Origin of the sequence: Halobaculum litoreum (genome assembly GCF_030127125.1) — an archaeon.
Classification (GTDB): Archaea; Halobacteriota; Halobacteria; order Halobacteriales; family Haloferacaceae; genus Halobaculum; species Halobaculum litoreum.
In genome coordinates this window covers 123,606-141,779 of record NZ_CP126157.1, presented here as the reverse complement: position 1 = coordinate 141,779, position 18,174 = coordinate 123,606, and the positions used below count along the sequence as shown (strand labels likewise).

General features: G+C 64.4%; 10 protein-coding genes. All 10 read left to right on the top strand.

Features of this window, described 5'->3' with window-relative positions:
• The first annotated feature begins 57 nt into the window (after positions 1-57).
• The 10 genes from P0R35_RS15680 to P0R35_RS15635 all read left to right on the top strand — a co-directional run bounded on the left by P0R35_RS15680 (position 58) and on the right by P0R35_RS15635 (position 18,152).
• Positions 58-666, top strand: a complete 609-nt coding sequence (locus P0R35_RS15680; RefSeq protein ID WP_284014709.1) for a hypothetical protein — start codon at positions 58-60, stop codon at positions 664-666.
• Positions 667-704: 38 nt separating this feature from the next.
• A complete protein-coding gene (locus P0R35_RS15675; RefSeq protein ID WP_284014708.1) occupies positions 705-857 on the top strand; it encodes a hypothetical protein in 153 nt (50 codons plus the stop codon).
• Positions 858-947: 90 nt separating this feature from the next.
• Positions 948-2,591: a hypothetical protein gene (locus tag P0R35_RS15670; RefSeq protein ID WP_284014707.1), complete on the top strand. Its 1,644-nt coding sequence runs from the start codon at positions 948-950 to the stop codon at positions 2,589-2,591.
• A 2,467-nt stretch (positions 2,592-5,058) separates the two neighbouring features.
• The gene (pdhA, locus tag P0R35_RS15665) at positions 5,059-6,132 is read left to right on the top strand and encodes a pyruvate dehydrogenase (acetyl-transferring) E1 component subunit alpha (protein ID WP_284014706.1); all 1,074 of its coding nucleotides are present in this window, start codon (positions 5,059-5,061) and stop codon (positions 6,130-6,132) included.
• Positions 6,125-7,099 (top strand): alpha-ketoacid dehydrogenase subunit beta, encoded by a 975-nt coding sequence (locus P0R35_RS15660; protein WP_284014705.1) that lies wholly within the window; start codon positions 6,125-6,127, stop codon positions 7,097-7,099. The genes pdhA and P0R35_RS15660 overlap by 8 nt, the downstream gene beginning before the upstream one ends.
• A 1,616-nt stretch (positions 7,100-8,715) precedes the next feature.
• Entirely contained in the window at positions 8,716-9,528 is an 813-nt protein-coding gene (locus P0R35_RS15655) for an LAGLIDADG family homing endonuclease (RefSeq protein WP_284014886.1), read from the top strand.
• 127 nt (positions 9,529-9,655) lie between these two features.
• Entirely contained in the window at positions 9,656-13,105 is a 3,450-nt protein-coding gene (locus tag P0R35_RS15650; RefSeq protein WP_284014885.1) for a PD-(D/E)XK nuclease family protein, read from the top strand.
• A 78-nt stretch (positions 13,106-13,183) separates the two neighbouring features.
• Positions 13,184-13,435, top strand: a complete 252-nt coding sequence (locus P0R35_RS15645) for an AbrB/MazE/SpoVT family DNA-binding domain-containing protein (protein ID WP_284014884.1) — start codon at positions 13,184-13,186, stop codon at positions 13,433-13,435.
• On the top strand, positions 13,435-13,869 hold the full coding sequence (locus P0R35_RS15640) for a PIN domain-containing protein (protein WP_284014883.1): 435 nt from the start codon (positions 13,435-13,437) through the stop codon (positions 13,867-13,869). The genes P0R35_RS15645 and P0R35_RS15640 overlap by 1 nt, the downstream gene beginning before the upstream one ends.
• Positions 13,870-14,075: 206 nt before the next feature.
• Complete coding sequence (locus tag P0R35_RS15635; RefSeq protein ID WP_284014882.1) at positions 14,076-18,152, top strand: UvrD-helicase domain-containing protein; 4,077 nt, start codon at positions 14,076-14,078, stop codon at positions 18,150-18,152.
• Positions 18,153-18,174: the final 22 nt, after the last annotated feature.

The following is an 18,174-nucleotide window of genomic DNA, read 5'->3' as shown; positions in this document are numbered from 1 at the left end:
CGACGCGAGCGGTGAGTATTTCGGGTGCTGGAACCGTGGGTACGATCCATCTTCCGTATGCAGGTGCTTGAACCACTCTTTCGACCGTTCGAACGGTACGCGGACGCCGTCTCCGTGAGAACCCACGGCAGCGCCGCTGCCGTCTCGTTTTGCGTCTTCGTCGGGGTGATCGCGTTCGGATTCGTTCCGGTGACTCGCCGGATCGAGACGTCGGGCTACTCCACGAGCGACTTGCAGGAGGCGACGACACGCGCGGAAGTGGACACGATACTGCGGGCCTTCGAGCCGGTGCTCGATGCGGTCATGTTGCTCTCGGTCTTGGATTACGTCTTCATCGTCGCGGGGTTCTTCCTGTTCTTCTCCCTCCACTCGATCGCCCTACGGACGCTGGCATCCCACGAAAGACTCGCGCTGATCCCGAAGGTCGGCATGGGACTGACGATGGTTTCTCGGCTGCTCGATTCGCTGGAGAACTTCTGGGTCATTCTCATCTACACGAATCCCGAAGACTACCCGACGGTCTTGATCACGCTGATGAACGGCTCGGAATCGCTGAAGTGGCTGGTCGTCAATGTCGAGTATCCGACGTTGGGGATCGCGGTCGTGGTCGCGCTGCTCGTCCGGTTCACTTCGGTGTTCGACGGGCGCGCCGATTCATCGCCGTGATGTGAATCGGGGACATTCGGTGTTCCATCCCGCCCTCCGTGTACCTGCTCTACTTCGGTGGCGTCGCACCCGGAGAGAAGGGGGCGCTCAAGACGGCGAAGGCGTTGGACGACGCCGGCGTCGGTGCGTTCCTCATCGAAATCCCCCGGATCGCCGGGCGGAAGGTGGACCTCGACGACTACCTCTCGTAGCGCCTCTACGAGGTCGCCCCGCCGCTCCCGCACCTGTCGCACCTGTTGGAGTCGTGGCGCCATGCAGACGGCGAGACGGGGCTGGAGGACGTGGGTGGCACCGCAGGTGTCGAGCGGCCGCCGGCGGCCGCGGCGGCGCAGACGGACGGTCTCTCGGCCAGCGAGGAGGAGCTGTTGGACATCATCGCCACCCGCCGCGCGTTCGACGACGTGTTCGGCGACCAGTTGGAGGGGTACCTCGAGGAGCACCACGCGCCCGAGGAGTTCGACCCTGACGAGCAGGACGTCGGCGAAGGTGGCGTCCGCGGGCTCGGCGGTGTCGAGGACACCGACAGCGAGCCCGACGAGAGCGACATCGTAGAGCGGTTCAGCGAGTACCCGCACCTCGACTACGCAGGTTCGGGCCTGGACACCGACGAGTTGCTGGCGATCATCGAGTACGACGACGACCACGGGATCCCGCGGCTCCCGTTCGAGGAGTTCGCCGCCTACGCGGACGCGAAGACGGCGTTCGCGACCGGCGGTGACGACGGGAACGGATGGAAGGACGTCCTCGAACAGGCGGGTGTCGACGTCGACGACTACCGGCCCACGTCGCTCGCGACCAGCGGGCTCGGCTCCTACCTCGCCCTTGGGCGTCACGTCGCCGTCCAGAGCGCCGAGAGCATCCACCGCGAGTGGAGGCGCCTCGAGACGGTGGAGGCTCACAGCGACGACAAGAGCGGGCCTGACAGCCTGCTGTTGGAGTCGATGTTCGAGGGACACACCATCACCCACCCGACCGCGCACGACGCCTACGACGACCTCCTGCCGCGGCCCTCGGCGAGCGCGTCGACCGACTTCGAGAGCTCGTTCGGGGAGGATGAAGATGGATCGAGCGGAGCCCGCCGCGGGCGTCGCAACGAGTTCTACGAGCAGACCATCACCGGCCTGACCGGGATGGAGGTTGGCGAGCGCGGACCGAACCCGCTCGGCGATTCGGGCGCGTCGTCGAATTACTTCATCGTCCTCGATCGGGACTTCGCGTTCGACCACAAGCACGAGAAAATCTCGTACACCCCCCTCTCGTACATGGCGTGCATGGTGGGGGTCCGACCCCCCCATGATCCGGAGGGTGAATTCACCGCTGAGGAGCAGCTCCACACCTGGGTTCGTATCAAGGATCCCACGACGATTCTAAGTGACGATGCGAAGGTGCCGATGGCCCTGTTCAACGAGGCTGCGATCGAACTTGGCACCGCGTCGAGTGAGGACATCCAGCCGGTCGAGCACGAGCCGAAGGATCGCGAGAGTTGGAGTCGCGACGAGATCGTCGACGACGAAAAATGGAACGCGACCGTCGATGCGTTCGCCGAGGAATACGGGATCGATTCCAATATCAGAAAGAAGATAGTTCAAGACGATCTGCTCGTCAACGGCCTCACGAAAGAGGACTCGATTCAGGTCTTCGCGGAGCAGCACATGACCGAGGGGATCGAAGTTGACGACGCAAATGAGGAGAACGCTCCAAGAGTTAAGTCCCGAGTAGCGTTCGCCGCTTACCAACAGTTCTGCCGGTTGAACGATACCGAAAGCAAGCACAACTCGGACATCAATGAGATCGTGGAGGCTGCGGAAGCTTCCAAGGAGCGGAGAAGGTTCGGTGGACCCAAGAGGAGTTGGATTATTGGTTCCACCCTCACTGATAGCGGGTGGGAACTCTGGGAGCAATCCCCTGAGTCTAGCGAGGATTGAAACTATGCTATGAGTTGATCGAACCGATTTTACCATATTTCTGATATAGAATTTGGCTCATTCATATCGGCGAGAGTTGTTCCAGCTCGTGGGGGGAACTTCGACCTTCTGGCTCTAGAGGCTGTCGCATGATGAACGCCTAATGGATACCCTCTAGAGGATCCTACCCGACTTGACTGAATTCAATATCCCATCGTCAAGTCATTGATTGACCCTCTCATCTCGACCCGATTTCCACCACGAGAAGGCCAGTAAAATCGGCCAATTCATCCACCACAGTGTTCGTGTAACAATGGACCGCCATCGGCCCATGTATGTAGTCCGATTCAGCTAAGGCTGGTGCCTCAGGAACTTATCGAGATGGGAATACCTCGCCCAGAAATTCGATGCGACCCACCCGATCCAAGGATCAGTCAGACAAAAATTCCCCAGCTCCCGGACAGCGGTCGTCGTTCTAACAAATACATATACAATCTGGTAGTTTCCGGTGACGTAGCTACAGTACCCCACAATTAAAATTGTGGGGTATGATGGTCTTCCAGACATCCTTTCGGTACTCCTCTCCGAACGTTTGGCAGCAGGTAATCGATGAGTCAAACTACACTGATTCCGATGTTGTTGGCGCGGGTAACGTCCCGCCCTAATTCACCTCTTGTTCAGTGGGATGAACACGATCGTCACGAAGTCACTGGAACCGTACTCGACTAACAGCGTGTTCGGGAAGTGAGCGCACGAACCCTTGGCTCAGTGTATCCGTCCGTTTTCTGATATACGGTACATCCGGTGGGCAGGGGGGGGGCAGGGGGGTGGGCAAGGGGGTGCCGGTGGTCAAATCATGAAAATAACCATACGGCGTCGGGGTAACCCCCTGCCCACCCCCAAAAGATACCTTTGTAAGACAAACATATGATATTATCTTGTGCGGGTAAATCGTAGAATGGCATACGGCGGTGCCGGGCAGGGGGGTGGGCAGGGGGGTGGGCAGGGGGGTAAGTACGGATGGGCAGGGGGAATGATACATCCGAGTTATTAAACCTCTCTTACCTTTGAATTCGAAGTCCTCAGTATAGTCAGAGCCAATTCACTATGGGAACTCTCTGTCGACCTTTATTCCGCACTTCCGGCTGGGGGAGGGGGTATATAACGACCGTATTGAATAACCCCCTATATGTGGTTACGGAGCAGAAAGCTCCTGTCTCAGTGGCCGACTGGCCATCATCGATGTCCGCACCGCCAGGTGGCCAGTGGGGCCTACATTGTACCAGTTTGCTTTCATAGCTTCTGAGAGGCTGGGGGGTTGGCCGAGCGTCGACGCGGGAGGCCGGCTGACGCCGACCGCCGAGTGGGGGGTTGGCCCTGCCATCGCAGATCGGGTGGTCGCCGATAGCGACTGAGTGGGGGGTGGGTTCGAGTATGAGTGAGTGGGAGTCGAGGTGGATCGACAGGCCGACTTTGGGCAGTCGGCCCCAGCTGGAGGTCGGGTGTTCGACGACGTCGAACTCGGGGATCGTCCGAGTGACTCCAGTCACCTGGGCGAGTCGAGAGAGGGCCGAGGCCTATATCGGATTTCCGAGAGAAACGACACTGGGCCAGTCGAGTGGCCGTCCGGATCCCCGGCTGGGTGAGAAGCAGTCGCCAGCCCAGACTGGCTCGGATCGACGTGGCCGAACGTCGGTCGCGACGTCCACGAGTGGGGGCGGAGTGGAGTCGTTCGAAAGGGCTTCGCGTGGGGGGTCGTCGTGGGGGTGCCGCCCCAGCACGAGCCGCCCCGCCCAGCGGGTGGTGTGGGTGGGGTCGTCGTGGGGGTGGGTGCCCGTGTGTCAAGGGTGGGTTGTTGCCCCAGGGCCCCATAGGGAAGACCTCGGATCAAGACGTCGGGAGTGGGGGTGGTAGTGGCACCAGCCCCATAGGGGAAGATGGAGATCGGCGGGTCGTCGTCGACGTCCTCCTCCCCTGGATGGGCATTACTTGATCCGTCGATGTACCAGATACTCGATATACGTCTGACGTTGCGATCGTTGCGGCCGCGAACGCGACCGCGGGGCCCGTGGTGCAGCAGCCCGAGCCGGGAGTCGGCCCGGTCGACCCGCCGCGCCTCGCTGCGCTCCTCGGTCACTTCGTTCCCTGCGGTGCTTGCGTCGTCGGGGCGGGACCGACCGAACCTCACCCGGCTTCGAACCGCGACCGCCACCGAGACGGAAATTCGGCCCGTGCGGACCTCCGAACGCTGACCAAGCTTGACAGACTTGTGTTTCTGTAAATTCGTGGACGGTGTTAGATACAGAACCCCCATTCAGCACTCCTGAACAGCGGCCGATCCGTCGACTACTGATCTAACTCTTCATCGTTGTAAGTACGGTCTGTCGAGCGGTCTTCGTGGGGAACCGACCGATTCCGCTGCCCGTGAGAGAGCGGTGGGGAGCGCTGCCCAACAAACTATATCGCCGACGTACATCTTTGTGGACAGATGCCACGATCTACTACCGCGGAATTCACTATCGATTCGATCCGAATTCTCGATAAGGACGGGTCGGCCGACGAGGACCTAGTCCCGGACCTCACAGACGAAACCCTCATTGACCTATATCGACAGATGCGCCGGTCACGGCGACTGGACGAACGTGCCATCGCGCTTCAGCGACGGGGTGAGCTCGGCACGTACGCGCCGGCGATCGGACAGGAGGCCGCACAGGTGGGCAGCGCGGCTGCACTCGATGCAGGGGACTGGATCGTTCCCGCGTTCCGCGAGCAAATCGTCTATCTGATGCGCGGAAGCCCGATGCACAAGATCCTCTGGTATGCGATGGGAATGGAAGAGGGCGCCGAGATCCCGGAGGGATCGAATCTCATGCCGCCATCGATCCCCGTCGGGTCACAGGCGCTTCACGCGACCGGAATCGGCTGGGGGAAGGCGCTTCGCGGAGAGAACGCCGCGACAATCACGTACTTCGGCGACGGGGCGACCAGCACGGGCGACGTCTACGAGGCCCTGAATTTCGCCGGCGCGTACGATGCACAGACCGTCTTCCTCTGTCAGAACAACCAGTACGCGATTTCAACACCGCGGCGTGTCCAAACGCGGGCAGAGACCCTGGCCCAGAAGGCAGTCGCCGCAGGGATCGAGGGAATTCAAGTCGACGGGAACGATGTCCTCGCTGTCTACGTCGCGACGACCGAAGCACTCGAAAAAGCCCGTAACGGGAACCCAGTGCTCATCGAGGCTGAAACCTACCGCCGGTCGATGCACACCACGTCCGACGACCCGTCGGTATATCGGAGCGCCGAAGAAGAAGCCGACTGGGAGCAACGAGATCCGATCTCGCGATTCGAAACGTACCTCCGATCCGAGGGCGTGCTGGACGACAACCGGATCGAGGAGATCAACGCGGCGATCGAGGCCGAGCTAGCGGACGCGATCGACCGCGCGAAAGAGGGCCAATCGGAGATCGATCCTGTCGATATGTTTCGGCACACGTTCGCCGAGATGCCGCCGGTGCTACAACGCCAACTCGCCGAGTACAAGGTGATGCGCGATGAGTGACGCAAACCAGCTTCGCATCATCGAAGCGGTCAGTCAGGCACTCGACGAGGAACTGGCCCGTGATGACGACGTCATCGTCTATGGCGAGGACGTGGGTATCGACGGCGGTGTGTTCCGGGCCACCCAAGGACTCATTGAAGACCATCCCGAGCAGGTTCACGACTCACCGCTAGCCGAAGCCGGAATCATCGGGCTCGGGATCGGCCTCGCCGCGACGGGCTTTAGGCCGGTCCCAGAGATTCAGTTCCAGTCGTTCCTTTACCAAGGGTTCCACCAACTCCAGCAACACGCGAGTCGACTCCGGAGTCGCACCCGCGGGACGCTCTCATGTCCGATGACGATCCGGATGCCGTTTGGGGGCGGTATCCGGGCGCTCGAACACCACTCCGATAGCTACGAGGCCGGGTTCGCTCATATCCCCGGGTTGAAAGTGGTCGTTCCATCGACCCCGGCTGATACAAAGGGACTCCTGACGGCCGCGATCCGCGACCCGGACCCGGTCGTGTTCATGGAGCCGACGCGACTTTACCGTGCGTCCAGCGAGCCAGTTCCCGAAGGGGAGTACGTCGAGCCGCTGGGGGCAGCCGCTGTCCGCCGTACTGGGGAGGACCTTACTCTCATCTCTTGGGGGGGCATGGTCAGGGACACGCTCGATGCCGTTGAGGAGACGGAGGTAAGCGCGGACGTGATCGACCTCCGCACGATTTCGCCGATGGACATCGATACGGTCGTCGCATCGGTCAGAAAGACCGGCCGCTGCATCGTCGTTCACGAGGCACCTCGGACGGCCGGGATGGCCGCCGAACTCGTCGCCCAGGTCACCGACGAGGCGTTCCTCTATCTCGAAGCGCCCGTCGAGCGCGTAACCGGATACGACGTTCCTGTCCCGATGTTCGCCCGAGAAGAGGCATACCTCCCGGACACGAGCCGAATCGTGACGGCGATCGAACGAACCGTAGGGTTCTGACCGACCCGCTTTGCCACCCTCCGCTCGGCGGGACGAGTGAACATCGCCGGCGTGGAACCAGGGACGAGCGAAAAACAACAACGGCGAAACCTGCGCTGTTACACACGCAGTGCCTTCCAAACGGTGATTTTCTAGTCGAATACCTCCGTACAATCCGCGCAGTCAGAGAACAGCCGTCGACATGAGCAGGCTCAGAATCCCGAGTATTACACTCAGTCCACTGAGACTGACGCTGATCCGTCTTCACTTCCGATTCTCCTGCTGCATCTCCTCGACGAACCTGTGTAGATCCTCCACTTCGTCCTTTGCGTCCGAAGAGAAACTCGTGATAATTCGACTTTCAGATCCTAACTGAAGGAATTGACCAATTAGTCCGCCGTCTGCGTCTGCCCGAGAGCGTCCTGCTGCATGAGCCGCTGCGCGGCGAGTCAACTCGCCCCCGTGACAGCACTGGTTTGTCTCGTCGCCGGCGCATTCCTTCTTGGAATCCACTTCGGTACCGTTGAGACACACTGAGGCTCTCGGGTCTGCAACCCCTGTTGAGTTCCATCGGGAGATGAAAGAGAAGACGGACGGAGAGAACGTCCAGCTGGCCGAACAAGGATCACATGCGGAGAGACGCGAGAAATCGTGGGTTGACCTTTCGCCCGACTCCTCTGAGATGTGGGCAATTTGAAGCCGATCGTATTGCCATGCTTGGAGACTGCGTCGACGGTAGCGACCGTATCGCTGAGACGGGTGGGAAACTCGGCCGCCGCGGTCAAATTTGGACCGCAACCAGTGAGCGTGTAGGTGTCCTCAGGTTGAATCACACCCTCAAGAAAATCGTTGGAATTCGGGCGTAAGCACCCGTATCTCCCGGAATATATAGGTTCGCTCTTCAGGTTCATATATCGGCATCCTCCAAGATTCGGTGTAATGACGAACCGGTATTACCCCACCATCGACGCGGACACTCTCCTCCCAACGTTCGCCTCTGACTCTGGAGCTATCGGGGGTAAGGCCCCTGCGTTGTTCGGCAATTTCTCACCGGGCTCGACTGGTGGTGACAACTGACCATGGACCCAGACGATGACGTTCCGAGCGAGCCAGTGTCTCTCGAAGAAGTGATCCGAGCGAACGCTCCCGAAACGACATTCGTTCTTCGAGTCGACCCGACCACAGGTCCCGAACGTAAATTGGAGATCGTTCCAATAGCGGAGGGGGACAACTGGAAACTCTTGGAGTACGAACACAATGGCTGTCGCTGGCGAGTGATCGGGTCCGAACGAGTCGACGGCTTCTGCTGTAAGACGGAAACCAATCACCCGGAGTAGCTCGGCAAGTCCACGGTAACCGGTATTTGTTTTCAGATGATTGGTGCGTCTTTCGGTTACTGAGGCGCACCACGCAGTGGTCCTTGCAAGACCAGTCCTCCACCCACAACACCAGCTATGCAACACCAGCAATCGCTTTACACAGATGCATCGTACGACCCACCAACTCCCCAGCGCGTGCTCACGGCTGATCTCGGTTGGAAGCCCATTTCCACCGTTTCAGAAGGGGATGAGCTCGCGTCACTTACGCACGTCACGTCTGCGAGTGGTCAAACACAACGTCGGCTCCACACGGCACAGGTGACCGATGTGACCTGTGTCCGTCAACCGACGGTAGAGATCCAAACCGAGGACGTGACTGTCTGCGTCGGGCAGGACGCACGAATCCTGCCGTACACGCACGACTTCCGCGACGCTTGTCGCTTCCGGGCGGGCCAACGCGTCAAGACCGTGCTCACGCCGACGCCGGACCCCCACTCACCCGCGTACCGCGATGGGTACGTTCACGGCGCCTTCGCGGGCGACGGAAGTGTCGTGAAAACGAAGTCGACGAAGAACGCCACCCTGCGGTGTCAAGACGAGGCGATCATCGAGCGTGTCGACGCGTTCGCCCGCGACGAGTACGGACTACAGCGGAAGGGGCGGGAGTTCAACGGCCTCCACGAGATCCGGACGACGATCTGGAAGGAGGTGGATCTCCTCGACGAGGTCCTGCCGATCGATCCCGCGCTGGTCGACGATCTCGATTACTGTCGTGGGTGGTTAGCGGGGATGTTCGACACCGACGGCTCGTTCGACGGGCACACTGTCCGGTTCACGCAGACGAAGCCCGAGCAGCGGAAGGCGTTACAGCAGTTGTTGAGTCGGCTCGGGTTCGAATACGTGGTGGAGCCGGGTGGGATCCGCGTTCGTGGGGCAAATAGTCGGCTCCGTGTGTTGAGTGCGATCCGGCCTGCTGTGTCGAGGAAGATCCGCTCGTACGCCGGGATCATGGTCAACGGATCAGCGGAGGTGGTCAGTGTTGCAGAGCGGCCCGTGCGGGATACGTACGACATCTCGCTGGATAGTGGGGATGCGTACGTGCTTGAGGGGGTGTGTGTGGAGGTTGAGTGACAGGGTCTTCTCGAGACTCAGCGACGATTTGTCGAAGCATCTCTCGCGCCTCATTTTCTGCCAGCCTCTCTAGCTGAGCAACTTACCACACGCACATTCAAGCCCACTCCTCGTGTGGCGACGATAGATGACGCGGCAGGCCCACGTCGACACTCGTCGCTCCGGCGCCGAAGCTGCGGCTCTCGAACGCGCCACAGACGAGGCCCCACCACTCCCCGAGTCGGTCGTCTACCTCGCCCCTGCCAGCGCTGATCCATCACGTATCCGCCGGACGTGGCGCGAGTTCGCCCCCGCGACCCAACTCCGGGTCTGCACCTTCGACGACCTCGTCACCGACACGCTCGAACGCGCCACCTATCACACCCGTTCGAACGCCCTGCCCGCCGAGACGCGCCTGCGCCTCGTCGAACAGGCGGTCGACACCCTCCCAGCCACTCACCCGCTCGTCTCCGCTCGCTCGACGGCGAGCGCACAGACGTACGCCCAAGCGGAGGACCTCCTTTCACTGCTGGAGTTCGCCGGCCTCACGGACGCCGACGCGGTCCGCGATGACGACCGCCTCACCGACGTCGCCCCCCGTACCAGAGACGCCCTCGCAGACCTGTACGCTGCCTTCACGACCGCCCGCGAGGATCACGCTGGCGCCACCGCCACCGACACACACCCGTCGATCCGGAGTGAGCGCTACCAGACGGTCGTCGACACCCCCGACGCCCTCGCGGCTGAACTCGCGCCGGCGACGACAGTCGTCTTCGGTGGCTACACCGTGTTCTCGCCGCTCGAACGCGACCTCGTCGCCGCGATCGCCGACGTCGTCGACCACGCACACGCCATCCTCCCGGTCGCGGGCGACCCCGATGGAGCCCACCTCGCAGGCATCGACCGCGCCGTCGAACGTGCGACAACAGCCTACGAGGCCGCCGGCTTCGAGTTCGTCTCCACAGCACCGACTGGACCGTCGGACCGGCTTGCCGAACGACTGTATCGTTTCGACGACCGCGACCGGCTCCCGAGATCCACGATCGAGCAGGCGGGCGTCGAACGCCGCCACTATCCTACGGCCGCACACGAACTCCGCGGGACGTTCCGCCAAGTCGCGGAGTGGATCGGGTCGGGAACGACACCTTCAGAGATCGCGGTGGTCGTCCCCGACCTCGCCGCGTGCACCGAACAGGTCGCCGAGACCGCAGCCCAGTACGACCTCTCCCCACACATCGCTCGCGAGGTCGGCCTCGCGAACACCGAACTGGGTGAGGTACTCGTCAACGCCTTCCGCCTCGGCGCCGACGACGCGACCGTCCGCGACCTGCTCCGACTCGTCGATAACCCGCTCACCGACCCCGACTGGCCCGCCGACCCCGTGGACGCCGCGACGGTCCTCGCTGCCGGCAGCGCCCTCGAGGCGACGGACCTCCACACCCTCTGTGAGTACCTCGCCACCGACGAACCGGGAACGGCCGACGCGATCGACTGGCTCAAAGAGCGGTGTGGTCGCCTCGCGGACTGCACGTCTGATACCGCCCCGGACCGACTCACCGATCTGCTGAGTGACCTCGGCGTCATCGATGCCGACGCTGACGACTGGACGCTGGCGACCGACCACGCGACGGGCTGGGTCGGCGCCCGCGAACGCGCCGCCCTCCGTGGCGTCAGCGACGTGGTCGACTCCTTCGAGGGGACGGCGATCCCACCGACAGTCGAGTTCGCCGAACGCCTCCAGACCGCGTTCGACTCGGAGACGGTCGACGTCGAAGCGGGAACCACCGACGACGTCCGCGTGTGCACGCCGAGTACGGCGGCCTACATCTCGGTCGAGGCGGTGGTCGTCCTCGGCTTGACCGACGACCGGATGCCGAGCAACCCGACACGGCTCGCGTTCGCCCGGAGCGTCAACGACGCCCATCCGGACTTCGCCGAGAGCGACGCCGTCCAGCAAGCCCGCCACGCGATCGGTGGCCAGATCGCCGACGCAGACACGGTCGTCCTCTCACGCCCGCTGTACACCACCGACGGCGACGAGACCGTCCCGGCGGACATCCTCACGGAACTCGACCGCGTCACTGCCGAGGACGCCATCCCGACTGAACAAGTCGACGACGTGGACGTGGCGCCGCGCTCGCGCGAGGACATCCAACGTCGGCTCGCGGGCGCCCTCGCCGACCAGCCAGTCGTCGACGACGGTGCGCCCACGACCGCTGAGACCGACCTCGTCGATGCCATCGCCGACGCAGACGCGCTCACGAACGCCGCGGGCGACCCGACCGAGCGACTCCGCGCCGGCGTCGCGTGTGCCGCAGGCCGTCGGAGTCCGGTCACGACGGCCTACGACGGTGACCTCTCCCCGGAGACCGTTCAGGAGTTCGCCGCGGCGTCGACGCCGCTGAGTCCCTCACGGGTGGACCGGTACGCGTCCTGCGGGTTCAAGTTCTACGCGAAGACGGTGTTGGGGTTCGACGAGCCCGACTCGGAGCCGCTGGAACTCGATGCGCTCGACAGCGGGCGCCTCGTCCACAACATCTTCGCGCGGTTCGTCCGCTCTCTGCAGTCGGCGCCCGGCGACCCGGTGACGGTCGAGACGGACGAAGCCCACCAGACGGCGATGTACGACGCGGCGGTCGCCGAGATCGAACGGCCGTACGTCCACGCCCACGAAACGGCGTTCCACGACGGGTGGCTCCAGCGGCTGTTCGCCGGGCTGGAGCCCGCAGGGACGAACGAGTACGACGGTCCCGACGGCTACGAGGGGCTGTTGGTGCGGGCACTCCGGAGCTTGGCCGACGAGACGAGTCGCTTCACCGCTCGCCCGGCGTACGTCGAGGCCGACGTCGGCGTCGAAGCCGACGGGCACATCGACGACCCGGTCGCGACGACCGGCCGTGACGACGACCCGGTGACGCTGCTGGGCGGTGAGGCGGTCGACCTGCTCCCGGAGGCGCCCTTCCGCTTCCGCGGGAAGGTCGACCGTGTAGACGTGGTCGCCGGGACGACGCCGACGCAGGTCACGGCGATCGACTACAAGACGGGGTCGTATCCGTCGGTGGCGGACATCCGTGGCGGGACCAGTTTCCAGCTCCCGCTGTATCTGCGCCTGTTGGAGGCGGCGCTCGACGACGTGGACGCCGTCGGCGCGGCGTACTACGACCTCGACATCCCGACGAGTGCGGGCATGTCGACGTCGCCGTTCACGAGTCGACTCCACACGAGCTACGGCGGCGGCACACCCCTGCGACGAGCTCGCACCACCGGCTTGTTCGACTACCACCGCGATCCGGCCGCCGAACCGGTAGAGGACCTCGATCTGAGCGGCAGCGAGAGCGAGGCGGACCTCGACCCCGAGGACCGCTTCCACGAGTTCCTCCACGAGACACTCGACGAGCGACTCACGACGATCACGCAGGCGATGACCGAGGGGGTGTACCATCCGACGCTGTTGGGCGCGGACAAGGCCAACTGCGACTACTGTGCGTACGCGGACGTCTGTGACGTGCGCCACCACCAGCGCGTCGACCGCGTCGACGGCCACGGGCTCGCCACGGCGTACGTTCCGGACGCGGCGCAGTCTACGGGTAGTCAGTGAGAAGTGGCTGGGGGACCGTTCGCAGTCCGTGTAGTGTGCACGCACACTACTTTGTACGGGGAGTCCCTTTGGAGCCCTATGAGCGGTGAGACAGTCGATTCCGAGAGCAAGGTTTCGGGGAACCAAGCCAACATCCCCGCTCGAATCCGTCGCGAGCTGGACATCGACGACGGTGATACCCTCCGCTGGCAGATCGAGGACGACGGGACGCTCCGGGTTCGTGTCGTGCAACAGCGGAGTGGGACCTTCAGCGAGTTCGACGGGTATGACGGTGACGAGGAAACCGACGTCACGTCCGACCACGATGCCTGGGGAGTGGACGTCCGCTAATGCCGCGTGCGTTGATCGACACGAGCGTACTCTTCGCTGCTGCGTACCGCCGCGACGGCGCGCACGACGACGCGCTTCCGCTCCTTCGTGGTATCGACGACGGGACGCTCCCGGAAGCAGTCGTCCTCGATTACGTGCTCGCAGAGACGCTCAACGGGCTCACGACGCACGCGGGTCACGATGCTGCAACTGACTTCTTGGACCGAATCGAAGAAAACGCTCGTGTCCACATCGACTCGCTGACGAAAGACGGGTTCGCCACGGGAAGAGCGCTCTTCCGGCAGTACGAGCAGTTGTCGCTCGTCGACGCCTGCATCGTCGCGTACATGCAAACCGAGGGGATCGGGTATCTCTACGCGTTCGATGACGGCTTCGACGTTGCCGACGATGTGTACCGTCTCGACACCCCGACGAACCCGTATCAACCGGACTGATCCATGCCCGAACAGCCACGTATTTCGACGGGACTGCCACTCGACAACGCGTCTGAACTGACCGCGGTCGTAGAGGTGCCTACCGCATTCGACACGTCCCGATCTGGGTGTGAGCGGTCGGATCACTCCCTTCGAGACAGAGAGGACACGGGTCGGTGTGACCAACTTCATTCCACACTCGTAGCCGCGGGGCACAGGTTCCTGCGATGATCGACGACTCCCGCCTCGAACCCGAACAGCTCGCCGCGAAGACCGCCCTCGATCGCAACGTCTCGCTGCGCGCCGGCGCGGGGACCGGGAAGACGACCACGCTCACGGCGCGGTACATCGCCATCGTCGAACGCGAACTCGAAACGGTTCGCGAGCGACTCGCCGACGGGACCTACACCCGCGAGGAGGCGGTCGAGCACGCGAAGTCGATCCCCGAGCACATCCTGACGACGACGTTCACCGACCGCGCCGCCGCCGACCTCACCGGGACCGTCCGCGAGGAGATCAACGCGAAGCTCTCGGCGGCCGCCGACGAGGAGACGTTCGCGCTGTGGCGCGCCGTCGGCGACGCGCTCGACGACGCGTACGTCCAGACGCTGCACAGTCTCTGCAGACGCATCTTGGAGGAGCGCGCTATCGGCGGACTCGACACGCCGCAGGTCGCTCCCGACCACCCGCTCGCGCGGTACGGGCTCACCTACGCCGACCTCGACGTCGGGTTCGACGTCGTCGAAGAGGACGACGCCGAGGAACTCGCTCGCGAGGCCGCCGCGGCGACGCTGCGTGAGGAGGAAACCGACGCCGTGCGGACGCTGGCGCGGCGCTACGACCGCGGTACCGTCGAGGACATCTGCTACGATTTACTGACTGCTTCGCCGCGCTCCGACCCGTACGCGTGGCTGGAGTGGATGGCCGACATCGAGCACGCCGACGAGTACGTGGCCGCGATCCTCGCGACGCGAGCAGACCCCGAGCGACTCGCTGCGGTGTGGTCGGAGATCGCCGGGGCCGTCGAAACCGTCACCGCGCTCGCCGACGAGGCCGCCGGTCGCCCGACGAACACCGTGGTCGGCCCGCTCGTCGACGTCCTAGAGTCGACAGGCATCGACTCCCGGGCGGCCTTCGAGGCGGCGTCGCTCGCCGACCAGCTCGCGGTGTGCTACGGCGTCGCCGGCGCGGTCAGGACCGGCGACGGCGACCTGTACAACGACGGCTGGCTGTTCCCGAGCGCCTACGACATCGACGGGCCGTCCGACTCCGACGAACACCGCCTGTACGACGCGGTGTGGGCGATCGCGACGGCGGTCCCCGACGAGTGGGCGACCACGTCCGTGGATCTCGAGGCCGAACGCGCCTCCTACGAGTACGTCGACGCGTTCGCGACCGTCGCGACCGCGGCGTTCGAACGCTACGCGGCGGCCAAACACCGGGACAACGTCGTCGACTTCGGCGACCTGATCGCGTTGGCGAACCACTTCCTCGGACAGCTCGACGCCGACGCCCGCCGCGAGTTCGGCTTCTTCGCTGCGGGTGCGCCCGACGGCCCCGACGGCTACGTGATGGTCGACGAGTTCCAAGACACCAACGCCGACCAGTGGCGGGTCGTCCGCGCGCTCGCGGCGCCCGACCCCGACGCAGTCGACACGACGAACCTGTTCGTCGTCGGCGACGACAAACAGAGCATCTACCGCTTCCGCGGCGCCGACGTGTCCGTCTTCGGTGACGCCGACGCCGCGCTCGCGGCCGCGAACGAGCGTGCCGGCGTCGCCGCCGACCAGCCGCCGCTGACGACCAACTTCCGGACGCTCCCCGAACCGCTACACGCGATCAACGGACTGTTCGACCGCGTGTTCCCGCAGGCCGGCGCCGCGGCGAGCGACCCCACACACGAGTGGGCCGCGACGGACGACGACGGGTCGGTGGCGGCCTTCGAGGCGGCGAGCGAGCCGCTCGCGAGTGCCCGGCGGTCGACGACCGGCGACGGCGACCGCGTCGATCCGACGGTCGAGTACATGCCGGTCCCCGTCGACGCTGCCCAGCAGGCCGACCTACTGGGTGACGGCCACCACCTCCGCGAGGAGCGGCGTGAAGACGGGAACGCCTTGGAGGCGAAGGCGGTCGCGACCCGCGTTGCGACGCTGTTGAGCGACGGGACCGCGGTGTTCGAAGCCGTCGACGACGACCACCCGGAGTACGAGCGTCTCGCGCACGGCGACGAGGACGTCCCTGTCGAGCGGATCCGCACCCTCGAACCGGACGACGTGGCGATCCTGTTGAGTTCGCGCGGCGGGCTCGACCAGTACGAACGAGAACTGCGCGACCTCGACGTACCCTACACGGTGATCAAGGGTGCCGGGTTGTTCGACTCGCCGGAGGTCACGACGCTCGTGAACCTCCTCAGAGTGCTGGTCGACCCGACGAACGACCGCGCGCTGTACGGGCTGCTCCGGTCGCCGATGTTCGGGCGGACCGACGACGCGCTCGCACGGCTTGCAGCCACCCGTGATTCCGACGGGTCGCTGTGGAGCGCGTTGCAGGCAGCCGACCACGAGGAATGGGTGGCCATCGCCGCAGACCTCCGGCGGTTCCGTGGGTACGCCGGCGCGAGCGAGTCCGAGGAGTACGATCGCGTCGCGACGTGGAGCGCCCTCCTCACCCGTGTACTGGACGAGACGGGCTTTCTCGCGACGGTCGGAACGGACGAACGCGGCGAGAAGGCGGTCGCCAACGTCGACGAGTTCCGGTCGCGGCTGCGAGCGTTCAGCGAGGACGGCGTCCACAGCCTCGCGGAGGTGCTCGACCGGATCGAGCGCCGAGCCGACAGCGACGCCCGCGACGCGGAGGCGAACGTCGTCCAGTTCGACCACGGCGACGGCGGTGGCGGCGGCGTCAACCTCCTCACCATCCACGAGTCGAAGGGGATGGAGTACGAGGTCGTCGTCGTCCCCAAGCTCGGTCGGGACTTCCAGGCGGCGAGCGGGCCACGGCTCGCCGGCTCCGTCGAGTTCGAACGCGTCGGCGACGGGGACGGCGGCCGCGTGCCGCTGTTCGGGATCGCCGGCCCCGACCCGGCCGACCCGTACACCGACACGAGCACGGTCGCCCGCGAGGTGGCACGCGAACGCCGGCGCGCCGAGGAACGCGCCGAACAGAAGCGCTTGTTGTACGTCGCGGCCACGAGGGCGCGGGACCACCTGATCCTCTCGGGACAGCACACGGGCGGCAGCGACGAGTACCCCGCCGGGCTCGAAGCCCCCGACCCCGAGAACGCGACGACGTGGCGCGACTGGGTGCAGGCGGTGGTGTTCGACGGTGTCGGCTGTCCCGGAGACGACGACGCCGCGACAGTCGTCGATGGCCTTCGCACCGATGGCATGTACGAGCGCGTGCTCCCGTACGAGCGCGCCGGCGCGGCCGAGGCCGGACGGATCGCGGTTCGACTCCCGCCCGCCACGGTGTCGTACGAGCCCTCAGAGACGACCGTCGAGTTGGGACTCGACGAGTTCGTCGACGGTGTCACCGTTGATGGCCCGACGGTGTTGGAATTGTCACCGAGCACGTGCACGGCGCTCGAACAGGGGGAGAAGGTGCTGGAGCGACACGGCAACCGGATCGTCGCGGTCGACACGGACGCTAGCGACCAACGGACGGGCGGCGACAGCGAGTCGGCAGCGACCTCCACCCCGGGTGGACTCCCGCCGACTGCCTACGGCGAACTCCTCCACCGGCTGTGTGAGGTACGGCCCCCGGACAATCGTCTACACGAGTTCGGACGCGAGGTCCTCGCGGAACACGACGAGACGGTATCTATCGAGGGAAACGGCGTCGACGACGCGATCGATACCGCGGCGCGGACCGCCGACCGGGCGCGGGCGCGTATCGATGATGCGCTTGAGTCGGTCGACGGGGAGGTCCGCGCTCGCTACGACGAGTTCCGACTCGATGTCGAGGTCGACGGCGGGCCCGTCGGCGTCGACCGTGTCGACCTCGGCGGGGAGATCGACCACGTCGCCGTTACAGACGACACGTACCACGTGTTCGACTACAAGACCGACCGGATCGACACCGGAGACGTCGACGCGGCCGTCGAGGCGCGAATGGAGCATCACCGGCCGCAGATGGTCGCGTACGCTGCGGGGCTACAGACCGCTGATCCGACTCGGGACGTCGTCGTTCGGCTGGTGTTCACCGACGGAGAGTGTCGTATCGCGCGGGTCGCTGGAACGGACGACGCTGTGGATCGACTACTCGCTATGCTGGATCAACGTCTACAGGACCTCCTGTCGAAGTGAATCTTGGACGAGGAACTGGAGG

Excerpts from the sequence above, each read along its gene's own strand:
- P0R35_RS15680 (WP_284014709.1), top strand. The coding sequence starts at position 58 with ATGCAGGTGCTTGAACCACTCTTTCGACCGTTCGAACGGTACGCGGAC.
- pdhA (WP_284014706.1), top strand. The coding sequence starts at position 5,059 with ATGCCACGATCTACTACCGCGGAATTCACTATCGATTCGATCCGAATT.
- P0R35_RS15660 (WP_284014705.1), top strand. The coding sequence starts at position 6,125 with ATGAGTGACGCAAACCAGCTTCGCATCATCGAAGCGGTCAGTCAGGCA.
- P0R35_RS15650 (WP_284014885.1), top strand. The coding sequence starts at position 9,656 with ATGACGCGGCAGGCCCACGTCGACACTCGTCGCTCCGGCGCCGAAGCT.
- P0R35_RS15645 (WP_284014884.1), top strand. The coding sequence starts at position 13,184 with ATGAGCGGTGAGACAGTCGATTCCGAGAGCAAGGTTTCGGGGAACCAA.
- P0R35_RS15640 (WP_284014883.1), top strand. The coding sequence starts at position 13,435 with ATGCCGCGTGCGTTGATCGACACGAGCGTACTCTTCGCTGCTGCGTAC.
- P0R35_RS15635 (WP_284014882.1), top strand. The coding sequence starts at position 14,076 with ATGATCGACGACTCCCGCCTCGAACCCGAACAGCTCGCCGCGAAGACC.